The sequence below is a fragment of the Streptomyces sp. Ru72 genome, from assembly GCF_002920635.1.
In the GTDB taxonomy this organism is placed as follows: domain Bacteria; phylum Actinomycetota; class Actinomycetes; order Streptomycetales; family Streptomycetaceae; genus Streptomyces.
The window spans coordinates 1-17,594 of the sequence record NZ_PQSR01000016.1 but is presented as its reverse complement, the minus strand read 5'-3'; the positions used below and the strand labels follow the sequence as shown (position 1 = coordinate 17,594).

The following is a 17,594-nucleotide window of genomic DNA, read 5'->3' as shown; positions in this document are numbered from 1 at the left end:
AGATGAGGATGTGGGTTGCTCAAGTCTGCCCGCAAACAGGAGAAGGACCCCGAGGGGCGGATGCCCCTCGCGGAGCATCTGCGTGAGCTCCGCAACCGGCTCGCCAAGGCGGTCCTGGCCATCATGGTGGTCACGATCGTCGCCGCCTTCTTCTACAACGACATCATCAACTTCCTCACCAAGCCGATCCTCGACTCGGTCGGCTGTGGGAAGACCTTCGAGCAACTGGCGAAGTCGCCCGGCAGCGACCAGTGCGCTCGGATCACGATCAACGGCCTGCTCGCCCCGTTCACCCTGGCCCTGCAGGTCTCGCTGATGGCCGGCATCGTGTTCGCCTCACCGGTGTGGCTCTACCAGCTGTGGGCGTTCGTCGCGCCGGGTCTGCACCGGCACGAGAAGAAGTACGCCTACGGGTTCGTCGGCACCGGTGTGCCGCTCTTCCTGGGCGGTGCCTTCTTCTCCTGGAAGGTGCTGCCCACCACCGCGAAGGTGCTCAACCAGTTCACTCCGAGCGGTGTGGACAACCTGCTGCCGCTCGACGACCTCCTCCAGTTCGTCACGCGCATGGTGGTCGTCTTCGGGCTCTCCTTCGAACTGCCCCTGTTGCTGATCATGCTGAACCTCACCGGGGTGATCAGCGGCAAGCGCATGCTCGGCTGGTGGCGCGCCATGATCCTGGGCATCACGGTCTTCGCGGCCGTGGCCACCCCCAGCACCGATCCGATCTCCATGCTGGCGCTGGCCGGCCCGATCTGGATCCTGTACTTCGGCGCGGTCGCCTTCTCGCTGCTCAACGACCGGCGCAGACGTCGGCGCGAGGCCGAGGGACCGGCCGACGACGAGGCCTCCGACCTGGACCTCACGCCCGAGGACATCGGCGAGGTCGAGAGCGTCACCACCGCCCGCGCGCTGCCGGAGTCGTCGAGCACCGACCGGGTCAACGGCTACGACGACGTGACGTGAGTGCACGGACGCGGCATGTGAGGCGCTGACGAACGGCCGTGGGGCCCCGCCGGGAGACCGGTGGGGCCCCACGGCCGTTCGCGCCCCGGCCCGTGTCCGTGATCCGCATAATGATCGTCCTGTTGTCAGTGGCTCCCGGTACGCTCGAAAGCACGATGACAGAGGACCTCTCCCCGGCCGAGCGGTACGCGGCAGCACGCAGGCGCGCTGCCGAGCAGGCCACCGCGCTCGCCTCCTTCCGCGAGATGTACGACTTCGGCCTCGACCCCTTCCAGATCGAGGCCTGTGAGGCGCTCGAGGCCGGCAAGGGCGTGCTGGTGGCCGCGCCCACCGGCTCCGGCAAGACGATCGTCGGCGAGTTCGCCGTCCACCTCGCCCTCAAACAGGGCAAGAAGTGCTTCTACACGACACCCATCAAGGCGCTGTCGAACCAGAAGTACAACGATCTGTGCCGCCGCTACGGCACACAGAAGGTCGGCCTCCTCACCGGCGACAACAGCGTCAACTCCGATGCGCCGATCGTCGTGATGACCACCGAGGTCCTGCGGAACATGCTGTACGCGGGCTCGCAGACCCTCCTCGGCCTCGGCTATGTCGTCATGGACGAGGTGCACTACCTCTCCGACCGCTTCCGCGGCGCCGTCTGGGAGGAAGTGATCATCCACCTCCCCGAGTCGGTGACGCTGGTGTCGCTGTCGGCGACCGTGTCCAACGCGGAGGAGTTCGGCGACTGGCTGGACACCGTCCGCGGCGACACCGAGGTGATCGTCTCCGAGCACCGGCCCGTTCCGCTGTTCCAGCACGTGCTGGCCGGCCGCCGGATGTACGACCTGTTCGAGGAGGGCGAGGGGCACAGGAAGGCCGTCAACCCCGACCTCACACGCCTGGCCCGCATGGAGGCCAGCCGCCCCATGTTCCAGGACCGCAGGCGGGGCCGCGCCATGCGCGAGGCCGACCGCGAACGGGAGCGCAGACAGCGCGCCCGGGTGTGGACACCGAGCCGGCCCGAGGTCATCGAGCGGCTCGACGCCGAGGGCCTGCTGCCCGCGATCACGTTCATCTTCAGCCGCGCAGCCTGCGAGGCGGCCGTCCAGCAGTGCCTCTACGCCGGCCTCCGGCTCAACGACGAGGAATCGCGGGAACGGGTGCGCGCCCTCGTCGAGGAGCGCACGGCCTCCATCCCTCCCGAGGACCTGCACGTCCTCGGCTACTACGAGTGGCTGGAAGGCCTCGAGCGAGGCATAGCGGCCCACCACGCGGGCATGCTGCCGACGTTCAAGGAGGTCGTCGAGGAACTGTTCGTCCGCGGCCTGGTGAAGGCCGTGTTCGCGACCGAGACCCTCGCGCTCGGCATCAACATGCCCGCCCGCTCCGTGGTGCTGGAAAAGCTCGTCAAGTGGAACGGCGAACAGCACGCCGACATCACCCCCGGTGAGTACACCCAGCTCACCGGCCGTGCCGGCCGCCGCGGCATCGACGTCGAGGGCCACGCGGTGGTGCTGTGGCAGCGCGGCATGAGCCCCGAGCACCTCGCGGGCCTCGCCGGCACGCGCACCTACCCGCTGCGCTCCAGCTTCAAGCCGTCGTACAACATGGCCGTCAACCTGGTCGAACAGTTCGGCCGGCACCGCTCCCGCGAACTCCTCGAGACGTCCTTCGCGCAGTTCCAGGCGGACAAGTCGGTCGTCGGCATCTCCCGCCAGGTGCAGCGCAACGAAGAGGGCCTCGAGGGCTACAAGGAGGCCATGACCTGCCACCTCGGCGACTTCGAGGAGTACGCCCGGCTGCGGCGCCAGCTCAAGGACCGCGAGACCGAACTGGCCCGGCAGGGCGCCGCCCAGCGCCGCGCGGAGGCCGCCGTCGCCCTGGAGAAGCTCAAGCCCGGCGACGTCATCCACGTCCCCACCGGCAAGTACGCGGGCCTGGCCCTGGTCCTCGACCCGGGCCTGCCCGCCGGCCGCTCCAACGGCCACCGCGGGCTGGAGTACCAGGACGGCCCCCGCCCGCTCGTCCTCACCGCCGAACGGCAGGTCAAGCGGCTGGCCACGATGGACTTCCCGGTGCCCGTCGAACCGCTGGAGCGGATGCGCATCCCGAAGTCCTTCAACCCCCGCTCCCCGCAGTCCCGCCGGGACCTCGCCTCCGCGCTGCGCACCAAGGCAGGGCACATCCCGCCGGAGCGGCACCGCAAGCGGCGCTCCCAGGCGGCCGACGACCGCGAGATCGCCCGGCTGCGCGCCGCGCTCCGCGCCCACCCCTGCCACGGGTGCAACGACCGTGAGGACCACGCCCGTTGGGCCGAGCGCTACCAGCGGCTGCTGCGCGACACCAAGCAGCTGGAGCACCGCATCGAGGGCCGCACCAACACGATCGCGCGTACGTTTGACCGGATCGTGGCGCTGCTCACCGAGCTGGACTATCTGCGCGGCAACGAGGTGACCGAGCACGGCAAGCGGCTCGCCCGGCTCTACGGCGAACTCGACCTGCTCGCCAGCGAGTGCCTGCGCGAGCGTGTCTGGGAGGGTCTCGCCCCCGCCGAACTCGCCGCCTGCGTCTCGGCATTGGTGTACGAGGCCCGCGTCGGCGACGACGCGATGGCGCCGAAGCTGCCCTCGGGCAAGGCCAAGGCCGCGCTCGGCGAGATGGTGCGGATCTGGGGGCGCCTGGACGCCCTGGAGGAGGAGTTCCGCATCACCCAGACCGAGGGCGTCGGCCAGCGCGAACCCGACCTCGGGTTCGCCTGGGCCGCGTACATGTGGGCCAGTGGGAAGGGGCTGGACGAGGTCCTGAACGAGGCGGAGATGCCGGCCGGTGACTTCGTGCGGTGGTGCAAGCAGGTGATCGACGTCCTGGGGCAGATCGCGGCGGCTTCTCCTGTGGAGGGCTCGACCGTGGCCAAGACTGCGCGCAAGGCGGTTGATCAGTTGCTGCGGGGGGTCGTGGCCTACTCGTCGGTGGGGTGAGAGTCGTCGGGCGGGGCGCGGGCCGCTGCGGCTGTTCGCGCCCGCGCGGCAAAGCCGCACGATGTCACAGCCCGCGCCCCTTCAGGCCCGTTGCCCCTGTCTCCGGGTTGCATACGTCCGCCAGCCGCCGTACTCCGTGATGTCCTCGGTGCCGGTCAAGGCGCCGGGTTCGCACAAGAAGCCCGGGACTCGGCCGCCGTCCGCCAGTTCCACGCTGCCCAGCGCCATCGGGCGGGGCAGAGCGGTGAGCAGGCGGCCCAGGCCCTCCGCGGGCAGGCGCCAGACCTCCGTCTCGATCGCCGCTCCGCCCTCGCCGACGTGCACCAGACCCGGCTTCGGCGGGTCCGTGCGCAGGGCGTGCAGGCGGTAGACGGGGGCCGTGGCCGTCGTACGCTCCAGCCGGGCGCCGAGCGCCAGGAGCTGGGGGTTCAGGGGCTGGCCCGACAGGTGTGCGCCCACCACGGCCACACGCGTCTCCGGTTCCAGTACGCGGGCGATCCGGGCCAGGCGTTCGTCCGTGAACGCCGGACCGATCAGCATCACGCCGAACGGCAGTCCGTTCACCTCGCCCGCCGGGACGGCCACCGCCGCCAGGTCGAACAGGTTTGTCGAGTTGGTGAAGCGGCCCAGACGGGCGTTGGCGCCCAGTGGGTCCGCGGCGACCTGGGCGAGGGTGGGGTGTCCCGGCGCGGTGGGCAGCAACAGGGCGTCCGCGTCGGCCAGTTCCGCCAGGGCGCGGGCCCGCAGGGCGGCCAGGCGGGCCTGGTCGGCGAAGAGCCGGTGGGCCGGGATGTCGCGGGCGCGGGTGATGATGGCGGCGACCGTCGGGTCGAGGCCCGCGCCACCCTCGGCGATCAACTTGTCGACAAAGCTCCCGACCGCCGTGTAGCGCTCCGCCACGAACGCGCCCTCGTACAGCATCGCGGCGGCCTCCGTGAAGGGAGCCAGGTCGATGCTCCGCACCTCGGCGCCCGCGTCGGCGAGCCGGCCTGCCGCGGCGGCATGGGCCTCGGCCCAGCCCTCGTCCAGTTCGCCGAGGTCGGCGAGCGGTGGTACCGCGATGCGCCACGGACCGGGAGCCCGCTGGGGGAGCGGCGGGAGCGCGCGGTCGGGCGGTGAGGCCATGTGGGTCAGGGCCTGCTCGGCCTCCTGGAGCGTACGGGCGAACACCGTGACGCAGTCGATCGAGGCGCAGGCCGGTACGACACCGGTGGTGGGAACGAGGCCGCGGGTGGGCTTCAGGCCGACGATGCCGTTGAAGGCGGCCGGGACGCGGCCCGAGCCCGCGGTGTCGGTACCCAGGGCGAAGTCGACGATGCCGAGCGCCACCGCCACGGCCGAGCCGGAGCTGGAGCCGCCGCTGACGCGGGACGGGTCGTGGGCGTTGCGTACGGCGCCGTGGGGCGAGCGGGTGCCGACCAGGCCGGTGGCGAACTGGTCCAGGTTCGTTGTGCCGAGCACCAGCGCGCCCGCTGCGCGCAGGCGTGCGACGACCGGGGCGTCCTCTTCGGGTGCGTACGCGTAGGCCGGGCAGCCGGCCGTGGTGGGCAGGCCCTCGACGTCGATGTTGCCCTTCGCGGCGAAGAGCCGGCCGGCCAGGGGGAGGTGCTCGCCTGCGGCCACTCGGGCGTCGACGGCGCTTGCTTCGGCTTCCACCTCTTCCCGGGGGCGGAGGTCGATCCAGATTTCGGGGCGGTCTGCCGCTTCGATCCGGGCGTATGCCTGGCGGACTCGGGTCAGGGTGGACATCCGTGCTCCTGGGCTGGTGCGTATACGTCGGGTTGCCGCCGGCGGGTGTGTGCCCACCCGTTCCGCCCTGGGGTCCCCCGCACGGAGCGAAGCGGAGAGCTTGGGGAGGAACGACCGGCCACACACCCCCGGGTCGCCGTCACGTTGCCGCCGGCTGCGGGGGGCCGAGGACCAGCAAGGCGGTCCCCGCCTCCACCTGGGCTCCCGGCTCCGTGAGGATCTCTGTCACCACGCCCGGCGTCGGCGCGTGCACCCTCGACTCCATCTTCATCGCCTCCAGGGCCAGCAGGGGCTGTCCTGCCGCCACCTCGTCGCCCGGCGCCACGTTCACCTGCCACACGGACGCGGCGAAGTCGGCCTCCACGAGCCGGCCACCCGGCGGAACCGTCACCTCGGACCGCGCCGCAGGCACGACCGCCGTCTCCGCTCGGGCGAACTCGCCCGACGCCTCCCAGGCGGCGCGTTCCGCGGCGAAGGCGGCCTGCTGACGTGACCTGAACCCGGCGATCGCCGCGGCGTTCTCGGTGAGGAACGACTCGTACTCCGCCAGGGAGAACACGCCCTCCTCGATCCGCGGCACGAAGCGGCCCGAGACGATGTCCGCGCGGAGTTCGAGCAGTTCGTCCGCGCTCACCGGGTACCACTTGATGCGGTCGAAGAAGCGGAGCAGCCACGGGGAGCCGGGCTCGAAGGCGCCCCGCTGCTGCCATCCCGACCAGACCTGTGTCGTCCGGCCCACGAACTGGTAGCCGCCGGGGCCCTCCATGCCGTACACGCACAGGTAGGCGCCGCCGATGCCGACCGAGTTCTCGGCGGTCCAGGTGCGGGCCGGGTTGTACTTCGTGGTGACCAGGCGGTGGCGCGGGTCCAGCGGTGTGGCCACCGGGGCGCCCAGGTAGACGTCGCCCAGGCCCAGCACCAGGTACTCGGCGTCGAAGACCGTGCGGTGGACGTCCTCCACCGATTCCAGGCCGTTGACGCGGCGGATGAACTCGATGTTCCAGGGGCACCAGGGCGCGTCGTCGCGGACGCCCGCCATGTAGCGGGCGATGGCCTCACGGGTGGCCGGGTCGTCCCAGGACAGGGGGAGGTGGACCGTGCGGGACGGGACGACCAGTTCGTCGGTGGGAGGCAGGGCCGCGACCATCTCTCTCACGGACGCGAGGAGTTCGGGTTGGGCGAGCCGGCGCGGGTCGGTCTGGATCTGGAGGGACCGGATGCCGGGGGTGAGATCGGTGACCCCGTCCATGCACGCCTGCGACACCGCCTCCATCAGCGCGTGCACCCGCATCCGCAGCGCCAGGTCCAGCCGCATGGGCCCGAACTCGACCAGCAGGTTGTCGTCGCCGCTGCGCCGGTACGTCACATCGCCGTCCCGGGCCAGAACGCCGCCGTCCACGATGGCGGGCCGGGGGGTGCCGTCGTCGGCCAGCGGTGCGAAGCGGACGGTGTCGCCCGGGCGCAACTGGCCGAGCTTCCAGCGTTCCCGGGTGGGCACCGTCGCCGGGCAGACGAAGCCGCCGAGCGACGGGCCGTCCGGGCCGAGCAGGACCGGCATGTCGCCCGTGTAGTCGACGGCGCCGACCGAGTACGGCGTGTCGTGGATATTGGACGGGTGCAGGCCCGCCTCACCGCCGTCCGGACGCGCCCAACGCGGCTTGGGCCCCACCAGGCGTACTCCGGTGCGGGCCGAGTTGAAGTGGACCTTCCACTCGGCGGCGTAGAAGTCGTCGATGTCGTCCTCGGTGAAGAACTCCGGGGCCGCGTGGGGACCTTCCAGGGCTCCCAGCAGCCATGAGGAGGTGAAGACCGGGCGGTCGGCGGCCCGCACCGGGGTGCCCGTCGCCACCGTGCCGCCGTGCAGGACGTCTCCCGTGCGCAGCGCCCGGCCGCCGTGGCCGCCGAACCTGCCCAGCGTGAAGGTGGCCGCGCTTCCCAGGAAGCCGGGCACGTCCAGGCCGCCGCCCGCGAACAGCACATACGTACGCAGCCCGTGTTCGGACGGTGCCCCGACCTCCAGGACCGCTCCCGCCGGCACCGTCACCGGCTCCCACTGCGCGACCGGCGCACCCTCCACCGTGACCGGTGCGGGGGCGCCCGTGACGCAGACGGTGGTGGCGTGCGTGAAGCGCAGGGTCGGCCCCTGGAGCGTGCACTCCAGGCCGGGCGCGCCCTCCGCGTTGCCGAGCGCCCGGTTGCCGAGCCGGAAGGACAGGTCGTCCATCGGGCCGCACGGGGGCACGCCGACCTGCCAGTAGCCGGTGCGGCCCGGCCAGTCCTGCACGGTGGTGAGGGTTCCGGCCGCCACGACCTCGATACGCGGGGTGGGGTCCGTGACGGTGGCGAGGGTCGCCGTGGAGTGCGTGGCGGACCGGAAGGATTCGGCCGCGAGGGCCGCACGGATCTGGCCCAGGTTGGTCTCGATGCCGTCGACCCGGGTGCGGGCAAGGGCCTCGTCCAGTCGCCGCAGCGCGTGCTCCCGGTCCGGACCGTAGGCGATGACCTTGGCGAGCAGGGGGTCGTAGGAGGTGGTGACCTCCGTGCCCGTCTCGATCCAGCCGTCCACGCGCACGCCCTGCGGGAACTCGACCCGGGTGAGCAGTCCGGCGCCGGGCCGGTGGTCGCGGGAGGGGTCCTCGGCGTAGAGGCGGGCCTCGACGGCGTGGCCGCGGGGCGGGTCCGGGTCCCGTACGACGCCGTGGTCACCGCGCGCCAGGCGCAGCATCCAGGCGACGAGGTCGACGCCGTATGTCTCCTCGGTGACCGGGTGCTCGACCTGGAGGCGGGTGTTGACCTCCAGGAAGTACGCCTCCTCGCGGACCGCGTCGTACACGAACTCAACGGTGCCGGCCGACCGGTAGCCGACGGAGGCGCACAGGTCGCGGGCGGAGTCGGCCAGTTGCCGCCGTATGCGGGGCGGGAGTCCCGGTGCCGGCGCCTCCTCCACGACCTTCTGGTTGCGGCGCTGGAGGGAGCAGTCGCGGTCGCCGAAGGTCACGACCTTCCCCGCGCCGTCGCCGAAGATCTGCACCTCGACATGGCGGGCGTGCTCGACGAGCCGCTCGAGGAAGACACCGGCCGTGGAGAAGGAGGCGGCGGCGACCCGCTGCACCCGCTCCCAGGCCTCGGTCAGTTCGGCGGCGGATCGACAAGCCGACATACCGATGCCGCCGCCACCGCCGGTCGCCTTGAGCATCACCGGATAGCCGATCATGTCGGCCTGGTCCAGCGCCTCCGCCAGGGAGGCGAGCAGGCCCGTGCCCGGGGCCAGCGGTACTCCCGCCGCGCGGGCCGCGGCCCGCGCGGTGTGCTTGGTGCCGAACAGCTCCAGCTGTTCGGGGGTCGGGCCCACGAACACGATCCCGGCGTCCTCGCAGCGGCGCGCGAACGCGGCGTCCTCGGACAGGAAGCCGTAGCCGGGGTGGATCGCCCCCGCGCCCGTGTCCTTGGCGGCCTTCAGCACCAGGTCCGGATCGAGGTAGGACTCCTTCGCGGGTGCCGGGCCCAGCCGTACCGCCTGGTCGGCGAGACGGACGTGGGGTGCCGAGCGGTCCGCGTCGGAGTAGACCGCGACCGTGCGCAGGCCGAGCTCGTGGGCCGTGCGCAGGATGCGGACGGCGATCTCGCCCCGGTTGGCGACCATCAGCGTGTCGAAGCTCATGCGGTGTCCCCCCGGCCTGCTCCGATCGTCATCTCCACGGCCGTCGGCTCGAAGCCGTTGCACGGATTGTTGATCTGGGGGCAGTTGGAGACGAGCACGAGGACGTCCCGCTCGGCCCGCAGGGTCAGCGAGAGGCCGGGGGCCGAGATGCCGTCGACGATGCCGAGGGTGCCGTCCTTCTCGACGGGAACGTTCATGTACCAGTTGATGTTGGACACCAGGTCGCGCTTGCCCAGGCCGTACTTGGCGCCCTCCGCGAGGAAGTTGTCCACGCAGGCGTGCTGCGACCAGGTGTGGTGGCCGTACCGGAGCGTGTTCGACTCCTTGGAGCAGGCGCCGCCGACCGTGTCGTGGCGGCCCACGTCGTCGGCGACGACCGTCATGAGCGGAGTGTGCTCGTTGGACAGCAGCACACTGCCCGTGGTCAGGAAGACGGTGCCCTGCGCCTGGATCGTGTCGGGGGCGCTGTAGCGCACGGACGTGTCGTGTGCGTCGTAGACGAGGAAGTCGACGGCCTGGTTGCCGTACAGGTCGGTGACGGTCAGCGTCTCGCCGCTGCGGACGACGGACGACCAGGCGGCACGGGCCGGAACGACGGTCTTCACGGTCTTCATGAGAGCCCCCTCGCGGCGAGGAATTCGGCGGTGTTCAGGAAGGCTCGGCGGCCCTCGGGGGTGGCCTCCCACAACTGGTCTCCGGGGCGGGTCGCCGCCGAGCGCCAGGCGAGGACCTCCAGCGGGGTGCACACGTAGTCGGGGCGCGGATCGACCGGGTGGGGGACGTTGGCGATGAGCACCGTGACGTCCTGCTCGGCGCGCAGGGTGACGCTGCCGCCGGGGCCGACGGAGCCCGTGAAGTCGAGGGCACCGTCCTCGCGGACCTCCACGCCCTGGAAGAACGACAGCGACGGCGGCAGATCGCGCGGCTGAAGCCCGTTCTTCGCGGCGCCCAGCTTGAACAACTCGCGTCCGGCGGGGGACGTGGAGTGCGGGGTGCCGTCCCCGTAGCGCTCGGTGTTGCGGGCGAGCGTGGAGGTGCCGCACAGGGCGTCGTGCCGCCCGGAGGTGTCGGCGACGACCGACGCGAGGACGCGGCCCTGGTCGGACAGGAGCAGCCGTCCCTCACCGAGGTACGCGTTCCACTGCACCTTGACCGTGTCGGCCACGTTCAGCCGCTCCCACGGGCGGTCGGCGACGAACAGCAGCAGGTGGGCGCAGGCGTCGCCGCGCAGATCCGTCAGCCGCAACTCGGTGCCGCGGGCCAGCACCCTGTGCGTGTAGTTGCCGCCCGCCACGGTCTCCGCCCACACCAGGTGGCCCGCCTCGCAGGGCGGCGCCGGCCAGGCGCTCGCCGGTACGACGGGCATGGCCTCGGCACGGGCGCCCTCCTGTGCCCGGGCGTGGTCGCGTGCTCCGTAGGTGGTCGCTGTCGCCATCGCGGGACCTTTCGGGGGTCGGGTGACTGCTGCGGTCATTTCTGTCGCTTGACAGAAATTAGGCCGGGAGCGGGTCGCCGCCGTGTCCCGGGCGTTGCCGGTTGGTTTCCGGTCCCTCACGCCGGGCGCCGGGCGGAGCTGTCGCACCGAGCCGAGATCGCCGTACGGCGTCATGTGCGAGGATCGACCGCATGGGAACCGGTGGCGGGCGGCGGGTCGGCAGGCCGCGGGCGGAGCGGCGGCCCGACAGCGGACTGTCGCCGCGCGACGAGCTCCTCACGGCGGCCGCCGAGTTGTTCACCACCCACGGATATGCCGCGACCACCACGCGCGCCGTCGCCGAGCGGGCCGGGATGCGGCAGGCCTCCATGTACCACTACGTGTCCGGCAAGGAGGAACTGCTCGCCGAGCTGCTGGAGTCCACCGTCACGCCCTCGCTGTCCTGCGCGCGCGACCTGCTCGCCGACGACACCGCCCCGGCCGAGGACCGGTTGTGGGAGCTGTGCCGCACCGACGTCGAGCTGCTCTGCGGCGGCCCGCACAACCTGGGGGGTCTCTACCTGCTGCCCGAGGTGCGCTCCGAGCGGTTCGCCGGCTTCCATGCGGTGCGCGCCGAACTCAAGGACGCCTACCGGCAGTTGATCGCCGCCACCCGCGCGGGCTCCGGCCTCGCCAAGGGTGAGCTGGACCTGCGGACGGATCTGGTCTTCGGGCTGATCGAAGGCGTCATCCTGGTCCACCGCTCCGACCCGGACCGCCCGGTGTCCGTCTTCGCGGAGGCCACGGCGGACGCGGCGCTGCGCATCGCGGGGGTCTGAGGCTTTCCTCGGGGACTCGGAGCCTCAGGGCCGCAGAGCGCCGGGTCTCAGAGTCTCAGAGTCCCAGGGCCTCAGGGCCTCCGAATCTCAGCGGCTCGGGGCATCGGGTCTCAGGCCGTCAAGTCCACTGCCGCGCAGGGGAATTCACCTGCGAGGGGCACCGGTCTCGGCCGCCCGTACGCCGTGACAGTGTGTGTTCGAATCACAGCGGAACGTATGAAAAATGCCGAGCGTACTCCTGACGTGATGGGCATTTCAGGTGCTTGCCGAATATGACATGGCGATGATCCGGTCGGACTAAGCTCGCCCGCGGCGCACCGAGTTGGGGCGTATTCGTGCGCCTGTTCCCAAACATAACGAAGATCCAATTGTCGCCCCGTTTCGATCCGGTACCTACCCGTCTTTTCCGCTACGCACCCCCCGATCCAGCCGATTCAGTCTCAGAGGGCATACATGGTGAGTGTTCAATCGCCTCCCGGTGGCCGTGAACTTCCCTACACACGCGTGCTGTTGGTGCCGTTCATACTGATGTGCGCGGCGACGGGGGCCGCCGTCGCCGCGCTCACCGGGCCGGCCCGGACCACCGTCGGCTGGTGCGGGGCCCTCGCCACGGTCCTGGTGACCGCCGTCGCGGCCGTGGCGGTCCACCGTGAGCGCGCCCTGCGTGCGCTGCGCGCCGAGTGCGCGGAGCGCACCGCCTTCCTGGAGCGGCGGATCGCCTCCCAGAACGACGACCTCGACTACCTCCGCACCGAGATCGTGCCCAGGGCGGTCGCCAAGCTGCGCGAAGCCATCTCGCCCGGACAGGTGATCACCCAGCTCGTCGACGGCACCCCGGAGTTCCGCGGGATCCCCGACGCGCAGCGCCGGTTGCTGAAGACCGTCCTGCAGGTCATCGACCGTGAGATCGCGCGGCGCGACTCCGCTCTGCGCGCCTTCGTCCACATCGCCCGCCGGGTCCAGGCCATCGTCCACCAGCAGGCCAACGAACTGCGGGAGATGGAGGAGGACCACGGCCTGACCCCCGAGGTCTTCGACGACCTGCTGCGCCTCGACCACGGCAACGCGCTCATCGGCCGTCTCGCCGACTCCATCGCCGTCATCGGCGGCGGCCGCCCCGGCCGCAAGTGGCCCCAGCCCGTGCCGCTGTACAGCTGTCTGCGCGGCGCGATGAGCCGCATCCTGGAGTACCGCCGCATCGAGCTGCACTCCATCGCCAAGGTCAACATCCGGGGCGAGTCGGTCGAGCCGATCATCCACGCCGCCGCCGAACTCCTCGACAACGCCACGCGCTACTCGCCGCCCAACACCAAGGTGCACGTCACCGCCACCGAGGTGCAGACCGGTGTCTGCGTCGAGATCGAGGACGGCGGAGTCAGTCTCAGCGGGGAGAACCGCGCCAAGGTCGAGAGGATGCTCGCCGAGGCCCAGGCCGGTGTGGACGTCCAGCAGCTCGGTGAGGCCCCGCGCCTGGGGCTCGCCGTCGTCGGCCGCCTGTCGTCCATGTTCAACATGGAGGTCTCGCTTCGGAAGTCGGCGTACGGCGGTGTCCGCGCCATCCTCGTCGTCCCGAACGACATGACGACCACCGACCCCGCCCCCGGGCAGGCCCACGGCGTCGGCATCACCTCCATTCCGACCCTGGACAACGACGGCGTCGAAGGGCCCAAGCGCAAGGAGAAGCCCCGCCGCCCCACCACCGGGCCTCGGGTCAGGGAGCGGCTGTCCCTGGAGGACGACGTCCCCGTGGTCACCGAGTGGACGGCGGGCGGCCTGCCGCAGCGCCGCAGCCGGGTGAAGATCCCGCTGAGCCAGCAGATCGCCGAGGCGGCCGCCGCGGAGGCCGCCGCCCAGGCCATCCAAGCCAGAAGCCACGCGCCCGTCAGGCCCGAGCGTGAACGCAAGAAGAAGGACGAGCCGCCGCCCGGCATGTGGGTGGAGGCGTTCTTCGCCGGGCTCAAGGCCGACCCGGACCCGAACGCCTTCTCCTCCGGGCCGCCGGACGACGACGCGTACGCAACCACCAGCACCGACGAGCCGGCCGCTGCCCAGGCCGACGACGAGGGGGACCCGAAGTGATCCAGCAGCGAGGCAACCTGGACTGGTTGCTGAAGGAACTCGCCGACGGCGTGCCGGGCATCCACCAGATCGTGGTGCTCTCCGCCGACGGACTGCGCATCGCCCGCCACGGCGGCGATCCGGACGCCGCCGACCGTGTCGCCGCGGCCTGCGCCGGACTGCAGAGCCTGGCCGGGGCGGTCGCAGCCGAGATGCCGGACAGCGACGGCCGGATGCGCATGGTCATCATCGAGATCGACGGCGGCTACTTCTACATGATGGAGGCCGGTCCGAACGCCTACCTGGCGGTGCTCTCCGACGTGGTGGCCGAGGCCGGCCTGATGAGCAACCGCATGCGCGATCTCGTCATCCGCATCGGCGACCACCTGACGAGTCCGCCGCGACGGACCGGGCAGACCGTATGACTCCTCCGCAACGGCGCCGGCGCCATCCCCAGGAACAGCCTCCCCAGGAGCCTGTCACCGAAGGCGGCGCGGCGGACGGCGAGGGGAAGCAGCCCGAGCGGCTGTACATCCTCGCCGGCACGGCCGACGGGGGCGAACGGGCCCCCATCGACCTGGTCACCCTGATCGTGACCAGCGCCGACCCGCCGCCCGCCGCCACGCCGGAGCAGTCGGCGCTGCTCCGGCTCTGCCAGGCCCCCCTGTCCGTGGCCGAGATCTCGGCCTACCTCAGTCTGCCGTTCAGTGTGGTGACCATGCTGATCACCGACCTGCTGGCGGCCGAACTGGTCCAGGCACGCGCCCCGATCGTCCGGCAGGCGGTGCCCGACCGTTCCCTCCTCGAAGCGGTGATGCATGGACTTCAAAAGCTCTGACACCGTCCCGGGGCCGCCTCCCGAGGACCACCTGCCGCACTCCACGCAGGCCGCGGTCAAGATCGTCATCGTGGGCGGGTTCGGGGTCGGCAAGACCACCATGGTCGGTTCCGTCAGCGAGATCAGGCCGCTGACGACCGAGGAGACCATGACCCAGGCGGGCATCGGAGTCGACGACGACTACGGCTCCGACAGCAAGACGGCCACCACCGTGGCCATGGACTTCGGCCGGATCAGCATCACCGAGCAGCTGGTGCTGTACCTGTTCGGCACCCCGGGCCAGGAACGCTTCTGGTTCCTTTGGAACGGCCTGTTCGAGGGCGCGCTCGGCGCCGTCGTCCTGCTCGACACCCGCCGTCTCGAGGTCAGCTTCGATGTCATCGGCCGACTGGAGGAGCGCGGCGTGCCCTTCGTGGTCGCCGTCAACTCCTTCCCCGACGCGCCCCGTTACCCCATCGAGGAACTGCGCGGGGCACTCGATCTGGCCGTCGAGATCCCGATCATGGAGTGTGACGCCCGGCGCCGGGCCTCCAGCCGTGAGGTCCTGATGACGCTGATGCGCTTCCTGCACTCCCTGGCGATGCGCCGCGCCCCCGTATGAGGGCGCCCGCGCGCCGCGTGGACGCGCCCGCGCCTCCGTGTGAACGCGTCCACGCCTCGTATGAACGCGTCCACGCCCCCCGCGTGCAGGCGATCGCGGCCGTGTGAGAGCGCCCGCGTCGCCACCCCCAAGTTCCGTGCCCGTTCCCATCCCCACCCCAAGACACAGGTTCGACCTGACGTTCCGGAGCGATCATCGTGACGCCTGAATCCCCCTCCCTGACCGGCAGCGACCACACCGGCACGGACGCCTCCTCGGCCGTCCCGCCGCCCGGCTGTCCGGCCCACGGTCTCGGCCCCGGCGGAGTGCGCCGGCTGTACGGTCCCGAAGCGGAGGACCTGGGAGCCCTGTACGAGAGACTCCGCGCCGAACACGGCCCCGTGGCGCCCGCGCTGCTCCACGACGACGTGCCGATCTGGGTCGTGCTGGGGCACGCGGAGAACCTGCACATGGTGCGCAGCCCCGCGCACTTCACCCGTGACAGCCGCATCTGGGCCCCGTTGGTGAGCGGCGAGGTCAAGCCCGACCACCCGCTGACGCCGCACTTCGCCTGGCAGCCCATCTGCTCGCACGCCGAGGGCGACGAGCATCTGCGGCTGCGCGGCGCGGTCACCGGCGCCATGTCGACCATCGACTACCGGGGCCTGCGCCGGTTCATCAACCGCGCGACGCAGTACCTCGTCAACCGCTTCTGCGAACAGGGCCGGGCCGACCTCGTCGGCCAGTTCGCCGACCACCTCCCGATGGCGGTGATGTGCGAGGTGCTCGGCATGGGCGAGGAGTACAACGACCGGATCGTGCACGCCGCCCGCGACATGCTCAAGGGCACCGAGACCGCGATCGCCAGCAACCAGTACATCGTGGACGCTCTCGGCCGGCTCGTCGCCCGCCGCAGGACCGATCCCGACGACGACTTCACCACCCACCTCATCAACCACCCGGCCCGGCTCACCGACGACGAGATCAGGGAGCACCTGCGGGTGGTCCTGATCGCCGCCTACGAGGCCACCGCCAACCTCCTCGCCAACGTGCTGCGGATGATCCTCACCGATCCCCGGTTCCGGGCGCAGCTCCGGGGCGGCCAGATGACGGTGCCCGAGGCGGTCGAGCAGTCCCTGTGGGACGAGCCGCCGTTCAGCAGCATCCTCGGCTACTTCGCCAAGCAGGACACGGAGCTGGGCGGACAGCGGATCCGCAAGGGCGACGGACTGCTCTTCGCCATCGCGCCCGGCAACGTGGACCCCCGGGTACGGCCCGACCTCTCGGCCAACATGCAGGGCAACCGCTCCCACCTCGCCTTCGGCGGCGGCCCGCACGAGTGCCCCGGCCAGGACATCGGGCGTGCCATCGCCGACACCGGCATCGACGCGCTGCTGACGCGGCTGCCCGACCTCGAACTCGACTGCGACGAGGAGGAGTTGCGCTGGACCGCGTCCATCGCGTCGCGACACCTGGTGCAGCTGCCGGTGCGGTTCCAGCCGAAGCCGCCCCAGGACGTGACACAGCAGCCGTCGCTGCGGCCGGCGCCCGCGCAGCGCAACGACTGGGAGATCACGACGGCCTCCGCCGCCGGGAGCGCCCCTGCCGCCCCGGAGCCGCTGCCGGCTCCGCCCCCACCGCCGGCCGCGGTGCGGGCACCCTCGCAACCGGCCGCCGAGCCGTGGCCCCGGCCCGGACTGTGGCGCCGGATGCTGCGACGATGGCGCGGGCGCTGAGCCGCTACCCGGCCCACGCCTCGTCCGCCGGCCAGGCCTCGAGCACCCTCTCGCTGACGAAGCGGTGCGCGCGCTCCGTGACCGGATCGGTGAACTCCAGCACCCGCGCCAGCAGTTGCAGCGGGCGCCGGAAGTCACCGGCCGGCGCGGGGGCCGCCACCACCGGGTACAGCGGGTCTCCGAGGATCGGCAGGCCCAGCGCGTTCATGTGCACGCGCAGCTGGTGGGTCTGCCCGGTGAACGGCAGCAGCCGGTAGCGCCCGAGCCCGGCGCGGTGCTCCAGCAGCTCGATCCGGCTGACCGCGTTGGGCTCGCCCGGCACCTCCCGGGCCGTCATCACCCCGCGTTCCTTCACGATCCGGCTGCGCACGGTGCGGGGAAGGGCGACCTCGGGGCCGTACGGGGCGACGGCCTCGTACTCCTTGGTGACGCGCCGGTCGCGGAACAGCGACTGATAGCTGCCGCGCTCCTCGGGCCGCACGGTGAACAGCACCAGCCCGGCGGTGAGCCGGTCCAGCCGGTGCGCGGCGGTCAGCGCCGGGATGCCCAGGTCGCGCCGGAGCCGGGCGAGGGCGGTCTCGGCTACATGGCTGCCACGCGGGGTGGTGGCGAGGAAGTGCGGCTTGTCGGCGACGACGATGTGCTCGTCCCGGTACACCACGTCGACGGGATACGGGACACGTGGCTCGTCGGGCAACGCACGGTGGAACCACACGTACATGCCCGGCACATACGCCGCGTCCGGGGCGACGGGCCGCCCGTCCGCCCCGACGACGACGTCCCGCCTCGAGCA

General features: G+C 71.6%; 13 protein-coding genes. 8 read left to right on the top strand and 5 right to left on the bottom strand.

The features are described 5' to 3' along the window. The first annotated feature begins 15 nt into the window (after positions 1-15). A complete protein-coding gene (tatC, locus tag C3488_RS10415; protein ID WP_103839074.1) occupies positions 16-963 on the top strand; it encodes a twin-arginine translocase subunit TatC in 948 nt (315 codons plus the stop codon). A 110-nt stretch (positions 964-1,073) separates the two neighbouring features. After that, positions 1,074-3,926: an RNA helicase gene (locus tag C3488_RS10410; protein WP_103839073.1), complete on the top strand. Its 2,853-nt coding sequence runs from the start codon at positions 1,074-1,076 to the stop codon at positions 3,924-3,926. Between the two features lie 81 nt (positions 3,927-4,007). Here the strand turns inward: C3488_RS10410 and atzF are convergent, their stop codons facing one another. From atzF to C3488_RS10390, 4 genes are all read right to left on the bottom strand, one after another. Continuing rightward, complete coding sequence (atzF, locus tag C3488_RS10405) at positions 4,008-5,675, bottom strand: allophanate hydrolase (RefSeq protein WP_103839072.1); 1,668 nt, start codon at positions 5,673-5,675, stop codon at positions 4,008-4,010. A gap of 139 nt (positions 5,676-5,814) precedes the next feature. Continuing rightward, a complete protein-coding gene (locus C3488_RS10400; RefSeq protein ID WP_103839071.1) occupies positions 5,815-9,336 on the bottom strand; it encodes a 5-oxoprolinase/urea amidolyase family protein in 3,522 nt (1,173 codons plus the stop codon). After that, on the bottom strand, positions 9,333-9,950 hold the full coding sequence (locus C3488_RS10395; protein ID WP_103839070.1) for an urea amidolyase associated protein UAAP2: 618 nt from the start codon (positions 9,948-9,950) through the stop codon (positions 9,333-9,335). Before C3488_RS10395 ends, C3488_RS10400 begins: the two co-directional genes overlap by 4 nt. Next, positions 9,947-10,771, bottom strand: a complete 825-nt coding sequence (locus C3488_RS10390) for an urea amidolyase associated protein UAAP1 (protein WP_103839069.1) — start codon at positions 10,769-10,771, stop codon at positions 9,947-9,949. The genes C3488_RS10395 and C3488_RS10390 overlap by 4 nt, the downstream gene beginning before the upstream one ends. 191 nt (positions 10,772-10,962) lie before the next feature. On the opposite strand from C3488_RS10390, the gene C3488_RS10385 reads away from it, so the two are divergent. The 6 genes from C3488_RS10385 to C3488_RS10360 all read left to right on the top strand — a co-directional run bounded on the left by C3488_RS10385 (position 10,963) and on the right by C3488_RS10360 (position 16,801). After that, a complete protein-coding gene (locus C3488_RS10385; RefSeq protein ID WP_103839068.1) occupies positions 10,963-11,589 on the top strand; it encodes a TetR/AcrR family transcriptional regulator in 627 nt (208 codons plus the stop codon). A 453-nt stretch (positions 11,590-12,042) separates the two neighbouring features. Further along, positions 12,043-13,668, top strand: coding sequence for a sensor histidine kinase KdpD (locus C3488_RS10380; protein WP_103839067.1), 1,626 nt, complete (start codon positions 12,043-12,045; stop codon positions 13,666-13,668). Next, entirely contained in the window at positions 13,665-14,072 is a 408-nt protein-coding gene (locus C3488_RS10375; protein WP_103839066.1) for a roadblock/LC7 domain-containing protein, read from the top strand. The genes C3488_RS10380 and C3488_RS10375 overlap by 4 nt, the downstream gene beginning before the upstream one ends. Further along, the gene (locus C3488_RS10370) at positions 14,069-14,485 is read left to right on the top strand and encodes a DUF742 domain-containing protein (protein ID WP_103839065.1); all 417 of its coding nucleotides are present in this window, start codon (positions 14,069-14,071) and stop codon (positions 14,483-14,485) included. The genes C3488_RS10375 and C3488_RS10370 overlap by 4 nt, the downstream gene beginning before the upstream one ends. Next, positions 14,466-15,086 carry an ATP/GTP-binding protein gene (locus C3488_RS10365; RefSeq protein WP_103839064.1) on the top strand — a complete coding sequence of 207 codons (621 nt, stop codon included), beginning with the start codon at positions 14,466-14,468 and terminating at the stop codon, positions 15,084-15,086. The genes C3488_RS10370 and C3488_RS10365 overlap by 20 nt, the downstream gene beginning before the upstream one ends. A 197-nt stretch (positions 15,087-15,283) precedes the next feature. Next, positions 15,284-16,801 (top strand): cytochrome P450, encoded by a 1,518-nt coding sequence (locus tag C3488_RS10360; RefSeq protein ID WP_258053366.1) that lies wholly within the window; start codon positions 15,284-15,286, stop codon positions 16,799-16,801. A 4-nt stretch (positions 16,802-16,805) separates the two neighbouring features. Here the strand turns inward: C3488_RS10360 and C3488_RS10355 are convergent. Then, on the bottom strand, positions 16,806-17,594 hold a 789-nt coding region (locus C3488_RS10355), incomplete at its 5' end, for an RluA family pseudouridine synthase (protein ID WP_103839063.1).